Genomic DNA, 15,946 nt, shown 5'->3' on the forward strand with positions numbered 1-15,946 from the left:
TTTGAGAAATAATTTGAAATTTTTTATATAAATTAAAAAATCATATAGAGCGGTTATTATACAAAGATTTGTAATTGATTCTAAATAAATAGCTAATTTAATAAGTAAATTTATATAGTAAATTATAAAATTGACTTTAATTGCTCTGCTAAATACTATTTGGCACTTTTAAATTAAGTTAATTTAAGTAAATCTCTCTAAAGTGAGTAACCCATCGTGTTATTGCCACAAACAAAGTTATCTTATTTAGAACCTGGAGACACAATTGATATAATAGCGCCTTCATCTAAGTGTCATCCAAGTGTAGTAGAAAAATTTAGAGAGGTAATTCACTCTTGGGGCCTTCATTGTCATATTCCAAGTGATTTATTTGGTGATAATCTGCTTTATGCAAATAGTGATGAGAAACGCTTTATTCACTTACAAAATGCACTTTTAAATCCTGATTCTAAAGCCGTTTGGTGTTTACTAGGTGGATATGGTTCAACTAAATTGATACCTAAGTTAAAGCAAATTAAACCACCATCTCATCCTAAATTACTCATTGGATTTAGTGATATTACAGCATTACATATTTTCTTGCAGGGCCAATGGGGTTGGACTACCTTAGGTGGTCCTTCCGGTTATCAAGTGTCGTTAAGTCGAGTTGCTAAAACATCTGTTGAACTATTACAAACTATCCTCTTTGGAAAAGCGCAGTCTCTTATCTATGATATTACGACTTTAAACCAGTTAGCTAATAAACAACAAACAATAACAGCGCCAATTATTGGGGGCAATTTACATTTAATTCAGGCAAGCCTTGGTACATTCTGGCAAATTGATGCAACTGACAAAATATTATTTATTGAAGAGTTTAATGAGCGAGCTTACCGTATCGATAGAATATTAGCCCATTTGGAGCAAGCAGGTATATTTAAGAATGCGAAAGCAATCTTGTTTGGCGATATGATTGATAAAGGCGAACCTGATGGCCGCTTTCTTGTTAAAGAAGTCATTCAGGAATTTGCAACTCAATGTGCGTTGCCGGTACTGCAGATAAGTAATATTGGGCATGGCGCAATTAATAATCCTCTTTTATTTGGCCACCCAGCGACAATAGATATTGGGGATGAACATTATTTAGAATTTATTTTCTAAATAAATATTGATCTTGTATGCTTTAACTAGATGTAGAACTTGATGTATTTATTTTTTTAACCGACTCATTTTTGTCATTAGAATCATCATTATCTTCATTTAAGTCTGATTTCTTTCTTTTACTAGTATTATTAGTCTGAAAAATTGTACTCTTGCTAGCATCTAGTTTCTCAGTTTTACTTATCAAAATTTTATGACCTACACTAATAATTTCATCCACGTTATTACTATTAGAGTTATTCTTATTAGCTCTTTGCTCATAAGCATGCAAAATTTTTTAGTGTATTATTCAGATAGTTAAATATTAAAAACTACTACAGTTTTGTTTATAAATTTTCAATTTTCAATCAAAAACAAATGATTCAAGTTAAAATAATTTAGCTATTAATTTCAAAAGATTAAGTACGAATCATTACGCTAAACACTAAATAGAAATAACAAATGGAAATATAGTTAATAAAGATCAAAATGTTATCTGATAAATAGCTACCGTCATTCCGTGCAGGCGGAGATTTATCTATCAAATAACACCGAGGTTAATATAAAACGGATTCCCGGCTGCACGATGCTTAGACTAGCCTATACACGCTATTCTTTATTTAATTCACTCAAATCAACGACTCTATCTGCCATGGCAATCGTTTCTTGGCGATGAGCAATAATAATTTGGGTTATTTCTAATGCTTTGAGAGATTGATTAATTGCCAATTCATTTGGCACATCCAAATGACTGGTTGCTTCATCTAAGAATAATATTTTCGGCCTTTTATAAAGTGCCCGTGCTAATAAAATCCGCTGCTTTTGACCCCCTGAAAATATAGAACCCATCTCCCCTACTTGCGTTTCGTATTGCATAGGAAGCTTTAAAATAGTCTCATGAATACAAGCAAGCTTTGCTACTTCATAAACGTAATTAATATCAATTTCGTCATTAAAAAAAGTAATGTTTTCTAGTATGGAGCCGGTTAGGAGACAGTCTTCCTGCATGACTGAGGCAGTTAACTGCCGATAATTTTTTAAGCCAAATTGATTAAGGTTAATATCATCAAGATATATTTCACCTAATTCAGGCGCTAGCAAACCCATCATGACCTTCAGCAGAGTTGATTTACCACAACCAGAAGGTCCTATAATTGCTATTTTTTCGCCAGCACCAACCGTTAAATTAATTTTTTTTAAAATACAGGGATCGCTTGTATGATAGCGAAAACTTATATTTCGAATTTCTAATTTTCCTTGCATCATTTCATATCTTCCAAGCCCCTCTGAAACTACTTCAGGTTGCTGAAAAATTAAATCACCTAAGCGATTTAATTGAATAGAAATGAGTTTATAATCGAAAGCATAGCGAATAAAAGAAGAAGCTTTGTTAATTAGAAGAAGACGATAAGCGAGAAAAGCAATTAACATCCCCATAGAAAATCGATTTTCCAGAATTAGCATTATACCAACACAAAGGATAACGATATGATCAATTTGAAATAATAATTGATTAATTATATTGTAAAAATTATTTAACCTAGAGATAGTAATATCAGCATTTAAAGCTTGAATATAGCTATTGTACCAAATATTAAAACGTACATGTTCTTTAGCAAACGTTTTAATCGGCATAATACCTTGTAATGTCTCTAAAAATATTGACGCTGCTTTTGCATGTTGAACTACTGAATTTTCTGTTTGATTTTTTAGACTTTGATAAGATAAATAACGAATTATTAAATACATCAAAAGACTGCAGCAGATAATGAATGTTAACTTTAAGCTATATATGGCCATCACTACTAAGTTAATCACAATCATTAAACCATCAAGTATAGTATTAATAAACTCTGTACTTATTTTTCTTTGCACTTGATCAATCGTTTGAAATTTTGCCTGAATATCTCCTTTATAGCGATGAAAGAAAAAATCCAATGGTAGTTTTAAAAGATGTTTAATTAGATTTGCTGAAAATCGTTCGGTAAGATAAGTCGTTAAATAGGTGACAGAATAACTTCGACTATATTCTATAATACTCTGTAATAATACAAAAATTATAAAAGTCCCAATAATTAAATAAAGATTATTTAAATTATTAGTATTAATAACATCATCCATTACGTATTGAAGAAGTAATGGATTTATTAAAGCTAATACTTCAATCGTGAGTGATAAAAGAATTAAAAAAATAATAAATTTATTAATTCCAGCAATCATCCTCATAAAATGAAGAAGGGTTAATTTATTATTCGCAATAATTTTTTGAAAATTTTCTTCTTTTTCAGCTTCTAAAACGATACCCGTAAAAAATTTAGATACTTCTGCAAGCGTACAATGTCTAATTCCTATAGCTGGATCATGAATAATAACATGATTTTTTTTTACCTTTTTTAAAACAACGAAATGATTCATATTCCAATGTAAAATGGCAGGACAACGAATAAATTTAAGATCTTTTAAATCAACACGTATTGCTCTAGTTTTAAAATTTAAACTTTGCAATACATGGGTGAGGTCAAGCATACTAATACCTTTTAAAGAAGGCTTACTTATAGTTCTGACCGACGATAAGCTAAGATCATGCCCCCAATAATTACTAATCATAACGATGCAAGCGTGGCCGCATTCTGCAATTTCATTTTGAAATATAATAGGTAACTGCTGACCTTTCTTTAGACTAAAATTTAATGTACTTTTCATAATTTAAGCTCTCCATACATACTAAAGATAGGATCTAATACCCATTGCCATATTTTTCGCTTTGGACCATTAATAATTGCAGTTATAGTTAATCCTTGTTGTAATCTTTTTGGCTGTCCATATACCATGACATACTGGCTTTTTAACCTAGCATGAACTTTATAATATGGATATCCTATTTGGATGGGTTTTTCGTCTTCATTATCTGTTAAAATTGTTTCATCTATTGTATCAATAACCGCTGAATAACTGCCAAATCGCTTATAGGGAAAAGCGTCATAACGGATAGTAATTTTACTTGCTTTATTGATAAATCCAATTTGATTAGTAGGAATAAATAAATTAGCAATTAGCTCAGATTTTATAGGTAAAATTTTTACTAAAGGCTTAGCTAAATTTACATACTGCCCTTCTTTAAAAATATCAGCTGCAATAACACCATCGATAGGAGAATAAATACTGTAAAATTGTTCTTGTTTATATTTAATAATATCTAACTCTACAGTATTAAGAATACGATTAAGCTCAACTAATTCTTGTTTTTTGGCATTATAAAGATCTAAAGAAATATATTTTTTGGTAAGTAGCATTTTCAACTTTTTCAGTTGAATAGATTTATTAGAAATATCATTATTAATTGATTGCTTTCTTTTTATTAAATTTTCTAAAATATTATTTCTATTAAGAAGCTGGTTATCTACTAAAGAATTAATTAATAGGATAGCCTCTCCTCGCTTAACTAATTCACCCTGCTTTTTATAATTTTTAATAATTACGCCGTTTTTACTTGGATATAGACTGACCACTCCTTTTGAATCATTTAAATAACCAATTACTAAAAATTTATCTGAAAATTCACCAAATATTATAAATAAAATAATTATCAATAAAATAACTACGCTACTATAAGTAAAAAATTTAAATGACAAAGGCGTATTAATTGATATCACACCTAAATGACTTATTTTTTTTTGATTAAATACTTCTTGTCTAAATAGTTCTTTTTTCATAAAAATTAAATATTAACTCTGTAGATTAATAGTTATAATCTACAAAGTCAGATTGAAAAAATTATGCTGCTTGCTCTGATTTTAAAGCATTGCGCATAATGTGCTTTTGTAGATTTTCTTTTAACATGAGAGATGCTTGTTTTTCAAAGTCTGCTAAGCTAATACTGTTTTTCTCACTCCATTTGTAATGAGTATTTTTATTTAAAATAAATTTAACAAATTTATCTAACATTTTTATTGTTGGGCAACGATCTTCAATCCAAAGAAATTGACCTTGCTGATTAACCTCCAGAAAAAAATATTCATTATCAGGTGTTACAATAAAATCAAAGCAGCCAAATACGATACCTAAAGCCTCCATAAAATTGCGTATTTTCTTTTCTATATTGTAAGGCAGGCAATAAGGCTCAATTCTTAATTCCATTGGTGGAATTGATCGCCAATCTGTGAGTCCTTTAGAATGTTCTTGAGAAAAAATCTTAGCAGCTACGATATATTCGCCAAAGCAAGTCACCCGAAGTTCGTACTTTTTCTTAATATATTTTTGAAAAATACCAGGTGTTAATTGCAGTATATGATCGGGAGGTAATTGTTCATTATAGATTGTCTTTGTATAAAATAACTTTAAAACTCCTTTTTCATACCAGTAATGCGATGATAAAGGTTTATAAATAACCTTATCATTTTTATAAGCTTGCAAAAATTCTTTTATTTTTATTGGTGAATTCGTTATTAAGGTTGGCGGAATTTTAAATCCACATTGTAATGCAAGCTTTAATTGTAATAATTTAGAATTAGCCTGATTAATGGACTCATATGGATTGATCCAAAAAGCATCTTTAGCAAGTATAAAAGGAATACCATTATGAAATAATGTGTTTTCTTTTTTAATAAAGTCGAGGTCAGATTTAACAAAGTTTTCACCAATAAAAGGACGTCTAGCTCGACGCCACCAAACCACATCAATTTCTGTATAATTCGTAACTGGATGTTGCGATTCATTTTCTAAAAGCCACCATTGTTGTTCATTAGAGAAATAGATGCTATTGGTTTGCTTAGTAGGCATATCTGCAGTAAACCATAACAAACATTGATGAGATTTACTCTCTAAAGCTAATTTTACTATAATAGCATGTACATCATCTGGCTCTGTTGAGATTAAAATATTCACTACATTTTCCTTAATTTTCTATTTTCAAATCATAGGGTTTTAGTTTGCAGTGTTATTACTTACCAAAACCCTTTGAAAATAAGTTATGGCTTTTCCCAGTAAGTTTCAAAAAGGCGCAAGGGATTGAGGCGAAGGAGTGTACAAACAAGTACTGTACTTCGCCGAACGAACTTGCAACACAGTATCAAGCTTAGTGGAAGACGCTATATTTATTAATCCCAATCCATGTCTAAATCTGTATCGGACACACCATGTCTGTTCGTATAATAATCTGTAGTCTGATAGGTAACTTTTGCTGAGCCCCCTGCTACCTTTTCTAGCTCGGCCTTACTAATCTCTGTGGCTAGGCTATATGCTAAAACGCGATTATCAGTTGAATTAATTTCCATTTTTTATTCCTATAAATACTTATTTAATACCTTCCATTTTATTAAATAAGTGGGTTGGACTTCTGTAATCTTCCTGAAGCAGAAAAAACAAGTTTTTTATAATGCAATTTTATTTTAAACTTTCACAGTATTTAACCAATTTTGCCAAGACTGTATATCTGTATCACTGTAATTTTTTCCACTAATTTCCTTTAGAATTAAATAAGCAAACTCATGATTATTGGGCTGTTTTAATCGTAAAATATCAACTATTCTTTTCTTACCTTTTTCTAAAATAATTTTTTTATTTTTCTCAGATTTAACAGCTGAAGAAAGTATAAATAATGCTTTATTTCTATCCGTAGTATAAGGAGAATCTATTAAGGGGAGAACCTTATTAGCATCAATATCAAAAAGATGTGACTTTTCTATCGTCTGCCCCATTACTCGCATTACATTATTACGTACTGCTTCACTCCTATCATTAATACTAGAAGTCAAAGTTGCAATAATTTCTTTAGGATCTTTAAAATGGCCAACTAAAAATGCAGCAGCAGCCCGTCTTTCTGGATTAGGATCATCGCTTAAGGTTTTTTTAATTAGCTTTTTTTGTTTAATTGCACCTTCATTAAATACCTTTAGATAAGGTTGTAAAGCAGGATTATTAAAACCTGAAACACAATGATAGACCGGACAAATAGCATCAGTTGGGCCAAGTTTATTTTCATTTAATAAATGCATTTCTAATTTATCAAACTTAATCCGTTGCTCAATTAAATCATTTTGATTGGTTTTATTTGTACTTACATTAATTTTTTGTTGAATATAATGTAATCTATGCTTTTCATCATGGCGCACTACTTCAATAGTTGTATAATAATTTCTTTCTGCTGGATAATAGATTGTTTGAAAATCTACAAAGGCGTAATGTTCATTTTTTTTAATTCTTTCGACTAAATATTTTTTTTTCATTGCTAGATTAAGTAATTCTCTTTCTTGTTTTTTAGCATCATTCATCAAAATAATTTCATTAGTGTTATTAATTAATTTTTTTACCTCGGATGAATATTTTTTTAATACCTGATTAGCATGATTAGAATTATCACCATATAAATCTATAAATGTATCAGCACTTATCTGTCCTGAAAGAAATAAACACGAAGTAAATAAAGCGCTTTTTAACATGCCTCTCCCCTATTGATAGTTTTAAATTTATTTAGATTCACATGATTTATTAAATTTTTGCTAATTAAGCTTTGCATTCTGTTGCGATATTTATCAATAGAATGAGTTACACTTTTTTCATTCCACTGAAAGTTTACTGTACGCTCAATAAGAAAATTAACGAAAATATCAAGCATTTTAAAATTTGGATTATATTCTTCTATCCATAAAAATTGACCTTGCTCATTTACTTCAAGAAAAATATATTCATCATTAGGTGTAACAATAAAATCAAATGCACCAAAAATAATTCCAAGCTTACGCATGAATTTTCTTAGACGCTGTTCAATAGAAATAGGTAAACGGTAGGGCTCAATACCCATTTTATCAGGATAGATAGCTCGCCAATCGACGCTACCTTCATTATGTCTTTGCGAATCTAATTTTGCAGCAACAATATAGTCACCAAAACATGTTATTCGTAACTCATATTTCTTTTTAATATGTTTCTGAAAAATTCCTGGTGTTAACTGTAATACTTGATTTGACGGGAGGTTTGCTGAATTTAACTTAGCTGTGTAGGAAACTTTAACATGTTTCTCTTCAAACCAGAAACTAGAGTATAAAGGCTTATAAATAACACCATCTTTTTCATATTCTGCTAGAAAATTACGTACTTCTTGAGGATCATTTGAGCACAAAGTTTTTGGAATAATAAATCCACATTGATCTGCTAATCTTAATTGCAACAGTTTCCAATTTGCTCTTATAGCAGCCTCTTTAGGATTTATCCACCAAGCATTGGGCGCAATATTTTGGGTTAGAGACTCGTAAAATACAATATTTTCTCTTTTTATGAAGGAAAAATCATCTGGGTGAACAGCCTGCTCAGGTAAAAAAGGCTTTCGCACTCTGCGCCACCAAACTACGTCATATTCTTGACTCGTATAGGATTTAGATTTATCTGAACTTTTCCACAGATAAAAATCTTTATCAATTAAAACAGAGTTCTTTTGTTTTGTTGGATGATCTGCTGTAAATAATAATCTTACATAATGTCCTATTGACTCTAGAGCTAATTTAACTAATACAGCGTGTGTATCATCGGGTTCAGTTAAAATTAAATACTTCATTGTAAAATCCGATTTTATCCTATTAACTTCATAAAGTTGCTTCTGACTACTTTAGCTTAGTGATTTTAATGCTCTTTATTCCTTATATTTGCATTTCGCTTAGCTTAAAACTACGAGACAGAAGCATACTTAACATCATTTATTTTAAATTTTTATATGATTACCAATCTACTGAGACATCTATAACAGTATCCCATTGCCCAGTACTCCCTGTTGGACTGCATGTTGCTCTTGAGGTCATTTTATAACCGCTGCCTCCTGAAACCTGCTCTAAATCATTATGATCGATTTCCTTTGCTAATTGATAAGCTAAGGCTCTTTCTTTACTACTTTCCATATTTTCTCCTAATGCAAGGTTGGTTTTGTTATGTGTTCCATCAAATTAGAGAAGAACATTTAATCTTTTATTTATAAATATTCTTCTTTAATTTAACGCCTTTACCATGTTATTATAATTTATTCATTTTTTTGAAAACTATTAATATTTATTCGTTTTTATTCATTAAAACGTACTATTGCTGTTTAGTCAAGCAATAATGAATAATTTATTCTTTTTTTTATGGAGGCTTATGAATAATTACTCTATTTGTGAAAATTTACGCAAGCTAATGAAATTACATAGCGAGCTGTCCTTAAGTGAGTTAGCAAGACAAACCAAGATTCCTCAACCGACTTTGCATCACCTATTAAATGGCATTACTAAAAAACCCAGAAAAAAAGTTTTGGAGAGCTTAGCTAGTTATTTTAATATTTCAATTGCTCAGCTTATGGGAGAAGAGCCTTTATACGAGCCTATTTCAGAAGAAATAAAGAAAAGCTTTAAAATTAAAACCGTGCCTATTATAAATTGGGATATGTTAAAAGAGTGGCCTAATAATTATAAAGAAGCAGGCCAGCTAGGCGAAGTAGTACTTACTAGAGACATGAGCGAATACTCCTTTGCTTTAGTTATGAAAAATGCAATCACTGATCCCTTCTTCCCAGAAGGTTCTATTTTAATATTTGATTTTATACAACAGCCAAAGGACCGAGAGTTCATTATTGTCAATTCCTTTAAACACAATAAAATAATATTAAATCGTTTGTTTATCGAAAAATCCGAGCACTTCATTAAGCAAGAACAACCTAATGGTGATGTGAAATTAATTAAGTTAGATCTTAATAAAGACAAAATATTAGGCTCACTAATTGAAGCAAGATTAATACGATTTTAGTTGTAAACTGACTCTATTAGTCGGATAAATAAATTTTATTATACCCGTATGATAATATTTGTTTCTAATATTAAAATGAAATTATCTATTATTTATTCATTTTTATGCATTTAAGATTATCTTTACATCTTTAATTTACTTTCACATAAATGCCCAGATTGCATCATGGTTTGCTTAGACAAACTTGCGTCTTAAATCTTCAATAAAATAGTTGGTAGCAAATTTGCCAAACATGAAAAAATAGCCGAGCAATTAAAAACCGGGGGTTTCTTTGCTTATCCTTACTCATTCTGGAAATGTGGACTCGTTGAAAATACTAATGAACTGGTATACCAATATTTAAAAAAGGCGTAAGCTTTGAATCCAAAATGGAAGAATACTAAAAATTATTAGGGATAAACTCAATGACAAACTAAGCAAGCATTAAGTTTTCAAACACCAACTATATTATTTTTGTTAAGGCTTTATCTTGCTATATTAATAAATTAAAGGCCTATGATCTTTGAAATTTCGGGTGTTTTCTCCTCTCTAAATATAGCTTACCTTTTTACCTCGGACTGTAACTTACCCTGATAGCTGCCTTCTTCTAGTTCTGACATACTTTTGAAAAAGCCGTTTGCTAACATGAATCTTTGCTTAGTATGTGTTAGCACATGTGCAATAGTTGCTTCCTTTCCTGCGACTTCACTGTCAGTTACTGGCTTAAATTGATTGATTTCTCGCCAACGTATTAGCGTCGTTATAAGTTTGTAAGCTATTTGTTCCGGTTGGCTATTTTGTTTGGGAAGAGCTTGCATTTCTTCCTTAAACTCATCAGTTGCAACGTGTGCTTTTATCATTTCTGCAAGAATACGATTTGTAAGGTCATCATTAAACTCTTTCCACTGCTGTAGCGTTGCAGTAGGCTTTATCATACTCCTAAGTAAGATTGGTAGAAGCAGCTTAATATTACTAGCAAAACAAGTAGGCCCCTTATAACTACTTTGGGATGCAATTGAAGAGTAGGTAGCAGCTACACCGGTCAATTTTTCAATAGCTAAAAAGTGATTTAATAGCCTATATTTTATTTCGCGACATCCAGAAGCGTCGGATGTTTTTATAAATCTCTTTTCTTTAGTAGCATTAGCTAAGATTGGCTCAAGTTTAGCAATATGTTCTTCTGGAATTATAAACTCAACTGCTCCCTGATAATTTTGCTGACTAAAAGTCTGCAAAAATGCGCGACACATTACGAGATAGATCCATTCTTCACCTCTCTTATATAAAAGGCTCAGAATAAAATGTCTCGGCATATCAATCCTAAAACCAATAAATCGGCTATTTTTATCATTAAGTGCACTAATACGCTTGGCAACATTGGGCTGATACTCACTAACTTCTTCTAAAAGTCGTTGCAAAGCGGTCTTATCCCAATAGTCGTCCAGCATACCTATTTGTTGTAGACTATCAAAAGCAATAAATAATGTTTCTAAGTACCAATGAGCAGCATCTTTTGCGTAGCCTCCAAAAGACAGGCCAGCATTTAAATTAGCAAAAATAGCGCTACCTGCCATAGCTCTAAATCGGTGCGCTTCTTCGCTATTAGAGGAGGGGCCTTTTTCTTCACTGCTATTATTAGCTGCTTGGAAAGACGCTTCAATTAAACTATTAACCGTTTGTTCATCAGGCCAGCCTTTATGTTCATTATAAAATTTATTTATCTCCATAATAACATCACGTATGAAATCGATACCTTTAGTAAAAATATGAATCGGTTTTTTTACTGCAAAGGGACATATTTCTAAGAGAAGCCGTTTACCTACTGCAACACGCCCTTGCTCGGAGTATAAGTTTATTGATTCTATTAAACAGCTAACTAAGTCTTTTATAGGGCTTGCAATAGGATCTTCAGCGAGCTTTTCAAATAAGGCTTTTTCAGCGTAACAGGGTTCTTTTTCTACTATCGGTGCGGCATAGTCAAGGTTCATAAGTTGCTGGACTACTTGTTTAATTAACTCTAATCGCTTTTGGGGGTATTCTACCTTTCGCAGCAAAGAATTTAATAAAATAGCTACACTATTTTCCTTAGTCTTATCCTGATCTCCTATACCCGATTGGGATACCATGATAGGAATCATGAACTTTTGTTCAATCGTGAGTGACTTATTTCTAAAAAGATCTGGAAAAACTCCAAAGAGCTACATCTTAGGAGATCGTCTATTAACACTTGAAATAAATTGGCATTCCTTTTTATCACATTAAATAATGTTTGAATAATAGCAGAATTCTTGCTTTTAAAGGCAAGGACCATTTCATAAATATCTACTTCTGCGCCATAATCACATAAAAATTTAACCACATCGGATCTCTCAGACTTAATAGCTTGTTTTAAGAGATCCTCATCCCAAGAAGTGCCGTTTACATTGGCACCAGAACGCATTAATAGGTCAATAAACTCAATTTTCTGACTTTTGATAGGTATTATTAGAGGCGATTTATTTCCAAGTGAAGCCTTATTTTCTAATAATAATGTTGCTATCTCCAACTGACCCCTCTCAATCGCATGGCATAAGAGGGTTTTATATTGCGGATCCTCTCTATCCAAATTAAAAAGTACATGGAGCAACTTTTTGCCCATTTCCAATAAATTGGTAAAACCTTCTACATCACCCTTTGCAATAAGGCAATGTAATTGGGCATGAATCTCTGTGAGTAAAAGCTCTAAAAGAATAGCATTATCTCCCTTTTGCATAATAGCAAATAGCTTCCTTAATTCGCTTTCTACCTTTTTGGCTAATAACTCGGCTTTTTTCCCATCATTTTGACTTAAGGCCTGCGATAACCGATCTAATTCTGACCTTGCAGTAATTAAAGTCTCCTGAGCCTCAGCTTGAATAGCTGCATCAAGCTTTAAAATTACCTGTTCCAAGCAGTTTAATTTTAGTGATAAAGTACAATATTCTTGCGAAGTAAGCACAATATATCCTGAAATAAATAACATCAAAAAAAATTATACATTATGTACATTAAATGTACATTAAGCTTTCAAACACTAACTATGTTATTTTTGGCGCAGACAAACGATGAAGAAAGCGCGGTTGCATTAGCGGGTTGAATCCGCAAAGAAATATTAGAGTTCTTGCATAACCTGCGTCTTTTACTTTATTGCAGCGTTGTAAACGTTTCTGCGGTGCTCCTACACCCTTTAAACGCCGCTCCTCGAAACCCTTGCGTCTGCACTCACACCAAATAAACAGGTTATGCAAGAGGTCTAATAGTTAATCACTTAATACTATTCATTTTTGTTGAGTCAAGTTCTGATCTCGTACAAGCAGAAATTGCCTTTGCCATCTCTGTAGTAAGAGAATAATTTATATTAATATGAGGAAAAACAGTTTCACAGACCCTATTTAAAACATTCAAAGTTGACCAGCTCACATATTTTATTTAATAAGAAAGTTAGACATGTATAAATTCCTTGATTTTTTTAAAGACAAGCAAAACCGAATCGTATTATTCCAGACACCTAACTGGCCGCTGATCCTTTGGTTTATATTCGCGATACTCGATTTTATTTGGAGCAATAATCAACCAAGGATTCATTATCTTTTACACATGCTCAGTTTTGGTTTTATCTTTACTTGGGCATGGCTAGAGATAACGAGCGGAGTAAATTATTTTCGCCGCGCACTTGGCTTGTTAGTTTTGATTATCGCAATCTGCTTTTAATTCTATAACAATGAATTTGGCGTGAATTTGTAGCTATAGCAAAGGTTTTTAAGCTATCTCTATCCAAAATTCGCGTTTAAAGCAAAGATTTGCTGCAAACTTAAATAAGATCCTGTATAATATGTGACTATTTTTTTAATCTATTTTATTTAACATTATAAGAGTGCTATGGCTGACTTAAACCTTTATAGAAACATTGGTATTTTCGCTCACGTAGATGCAGGCAAAACTACCACAACGGAACGTATTCTTAAACTTACGGGCAAAATTCATAAGATGGGTGAAGTTCACGAAGGTGAATCAACAACCGATTTCATGGAGCAAGAAGCAGAACGTGGTATTACTATTCAGTCAGCGGCAGTAAGCTGTTTCTGGAAAGGTACTCGTTTCAACGTTATTGACACCCCGGGACACGTCGACTTCACTGTAGAGGTTTACCGTTCACTAAAAGTACTCGATGGCGGCATCGGTGTATTTTGTGGTTCTGGCGGTGTTGAGCCTCAATCAGAAACTAACTGGCGCTATGCAAACAATTCAAAAGTCTCTCGTTTAATTTTTGTAAATAAACTTGACCGTGTTGGTGCAGACTTTTTGAGAGTTACTGAACAAATCAAAAAAATATTAGGCGCAAATCCATTAATTATGACGTTGCCTATTGGTATCGAAGATGACTTTGTCGGTGTTGTCGACTTATTAAGCCGTAAAGCTTACGTTTGGGATGAAACTGGCCAGCCTGAAAATTATGTTATTAAAGATGTGCCAGCCGATATGGTTGATGACGTTGAAATGTATCGTAGTCAACTTATTGAAACAGCACTTGAAATGGATGATGAGCTACTAATGGCTTACTTAGAGGGCGAAGAACCTTCTATCGAAGACATTAAGCGTTGCATTCGCAAAGGTACACTTGAATTAGCCTTCTTCCCCACATATTGTGGTTCTGCCTTTAAAAATAAAGGAATGCAACTATTACTAGATGCAGTAGTTGACTACTTACCTGCCCCTCATGAAGTGAATCCACAACCTTTGACAAATGCTGAAGGTGAGCCAAACGGTCAATTTGCTATTGTGTCTCGCGATGAACCATTCCGTGCTTTGGCCTTTAAAATTATGGATGACCGTTTCGGTGCTCTAACATTCGTACGTATCTACTCAGGAAAATTAAATAAGGGTGACACCATTCTTAATTCTTTTACTGGTAAAACTGAACGCGTCGGTCGTATGGTTGAGATGCAAGCGAACGAGCGTAATGAATTGCAAAGTGCTGAAGCAGGCGACATTATCGCTATCGTAGGTATGAAAAACGTAAGAACTGGTCACACGCTTTGTGATCCTGATCATGAATGTACACTTGAGGCGATGATTTTCCCTGAACCAGTTATCTCTATTGCTGTTGCACCTAAAGATAAAAGCTCAACTGAAAAAATGGGTATCGCCATTGGTAAAATGGTCGCAGAAGATCCAACGTTTAGAGTTGAAACAGATCCAGACTCAGGTGAAACAATTCTTCGTGGTATGGGTGAATTACATCTTGATATTAAAGTAGATATTTTAAAGCGTACTTATGATGTTGAATTAATAGTTGGTCAACCACAGGTAGCTTATCGAGAAACTATAACTAGAGAAGTTCAAGACAGTTATACGCATAAGAAACAATCGGGTGGTTCTGGTCAATACGGTAAAATTGACTATACGATTTCACCTGGTGAGCCAAACAGTGGATTTACTTTCACATCAACTGTTGTTGGTGGTAACGTTCCTAAAGAATTCTTCCCAGCAATCGAAAAAGGTTTTCGTTCGATGATGGATAGTGGAACTTTGGCAGGTTTCCCTGTATTAGATGTGGCAATTAACCTCACTGATGGTGGTTACCACCCTGTTGACTCTTCGGCAATTGCCTTTGAAATTGCTGCAAAAGGCGCTTTTCGTCAATCTATACCAAAAGCTGCTCCACAATTACTTGAACCCATCATGAAAGTTGATGTATACAGTACAGAAGAAGATGTAGGTAACGTGATTGGTGATCTAAACCGTCGTCGCGGCATGATCTCTGCTCAAGAGCCTAGTGCAGCTGGTGTCCGTATTAAAGCTGATGTCCCTCTTTCAGAAATGTTTGGTTACATCAGTACATTGCGTACCCTTACCTCTGGCCGTGGTCAATTCTCAATGGAATTCTCCCATTATGCTCCATGCCCAGCCAATGTAGCTGAAGCAGTCATTGCTAAAGAGAAAGAAAAGAAAGCTGCAGCTAACAAGTAAGATTAATTACCAAATATTCAAAGCTCTGTCAGTTTATTCTGATGGAGCTTTTGCTGTCTAATTAGATTAAGTATCAAATTTAAGAAAGTCGTTTAAC

General features: G+C 32.7%; 12 protein-coding genes. 3 read left to right on the top strand and 9 right to left on the bottom strand.

From position 1 onward, the window contains the following. Window positions 1-216 precede the first annotated feature (216 nt). Window positions 217-1,140, top strand: a complete 924-nt coding sequence (locus E1P04_RS07905; RefSeq protein WP_165482706.1) for a S66 peptidase family protein — start codon at window positions 217-219, stop codon at window positions 1,138-1,140. Window positions 1,141-1,728: 588 nt separating this feature from the next. Here the strand turns inward: E1P04_RS07905 and E1P04_RS07915 are convergent. The 7 genes from E1P04_RS07915 to E1P04_RS17615 all read right to left on the bottom strand — a co-directional run bounded on the left by E1P04_RS07915 (window position 1,729) and on the right by E1P04_RS17615 (window position 9,005). Further along, window positions 1,729-3,822: a peptidase domain-containing ABC transporter gene (locus E1P04_RS07915; protein ID WP_131782374.1), complete on the bottom strand. Its 2,094-nt coding sequence runs from the start codon at window positions 3,820-3,822 to the stop codon at window positions 1,729-1,731. Further along, on the bottom strand, window positions 3,819-4,832 hold the full coding sequence (locus tag E1P04_RS07920) for an HlyD family secretion protein (RefSeq protein ID WP_131782375.1): 1,014 nt from the start codon (window positions 4,830-4,832) through the stop codon (window positions 3,819-3,821). The genes E1P04_RS07915 and E1P04_RS07920 overlap by 4 nt, the downstream gene beginning before the upstream one ends. A gap of 61 nt (window positions 4,833-4,893) precedes the next feature. Next, on the bottom strand, window positions 4,894-6,003 hold the full coding sequence (locus tag E1P04_RS07925; RefSeq protein WP_131782376.1) for an MvdC/MvdD family ATP grasp protein: 1,110 nt from the start codon (window positions 6,001-6,003) through the stop codon (window positions 4,894-4,896). 212 nt (window positions 6,004-6,215) lie between these two features. Beyond that, window positions 6,216-6,392, bottom strand: a complete 177-nt coding sequence (locus tag E1P04_RS17610; RefSeq protein WP_165482707.1) for a hypothetical protein — start codon at window positions 6,390-6,392, stop codon at window positions 6,216-6,218. Window positions 6,393-6,506: 114 nt separating this feature from the next. After that, window positions 6,507-7,556, bottom strand: a complete 1,050-nt coding sequence (locus tag E1P04_RS07930) for a HEAT repeat domain-containing protein (protein WP_131782377.1) — start codon at window positions 7,554-7,556, stop codon at window positions 6,507-6,509. Continuing rightward, on the bottom strand, window positions 7,550-8,668 hold the full coding sequence (locus E1P04_RS07935; RefSeq protein ID WP_131782378.1) for an MvdC/MvdD family ATP grasp protein: 1,119 nt from the start codon (window positions 8,666-8,668) through the stop codon (window positions 7,550-7,552). Before E1P04_RS07935 ends, E1P04_RS07930 begins: the two co-directional genes overlap by 7 nt. 160 nt (window positions 8,669-8,828) lie before the next feature. After that, window positions 8,829-9,005: a hypothetical protein gene (locus tag E1P04_RS17615; protein WP_165482708.1), complete on the bottom strand. Its 177-nt coding sequence runs from the start codon at window positions 9,003-9,005 to the stop codon at window positions 8,829-8,831. A gap of 232 nt (window positions 9,006-9,237) precedes the next feature. Between E1P04_RS17615 and E1P04_RS07940 the strand changes: the two genes are divergently transcribed. Continuing rightward, on the top strand, window positions 9,238-9,882 hold the full coding sequence (locus E1P04_RS07940) for a helix-turn-helix domain-containing protein (protein ID WP_165482709.1): 645 nt from the start codon (window positions 9,238-9,240) through the stop codon (window positions 9,880-9,882). A gap of 539 nt (window positions 9,883-10,421) precedes the next feature. Here the strand turns inward: E1P04_RS07940 and E1P04_RS07945 are convergent. Next, window positions 10,422-11,999 (bottom strand): hypothetical protein, encoded by a 1,578-nt coding sequence (locus E1P04_RS07945; RefSeq protein WP_131782380.1) that lies wholly within the window; start codon window positions 11,997-11,999, stop codon window positions 10,422-10,424. Further along, window positions 11,996-12,838 (bottom strand): ankyrin repeat domain-containing protein, encoded by an 843-nt coding sequence (locus E1P04_RS07950; RefSeq protein ID WP_165482710.1) that lies wholly within the window; start codon window positions 12,836-12,838, stop codon window positions 11,996-11,998. Before E1P04_RS07950 ends, E1P04_RS07945 begins: the two co-directional genes overlap by 4 nt. Window positions 12,839-13,758: 920 nt before the next feature. Here E1P04_RS07950 and fusA point away from each other — a divergent pair. Continuing rightward, complete coding sequence (gene fusA / locus E1P04_RS07960; protein ID WP_131782383.1) at window positions 13,759-15,849, top strand: elongation factor G; 2,091 nt, start codon at window positions 13,759-13,761, stop codon at window positions 15,847-15,849. Window positions 15,850-15,946: the final 97 nt, after the last annotated feature.

The organism is Legionella gresilensis, from assembly GCF_900639865.1.
Classification (GTDB): Bacteria; Pseudomonadota; Gammaproteobacteria; order Legionellales; family Legionellaceae; genus Legionella_C; species Legionella_C gresilensis.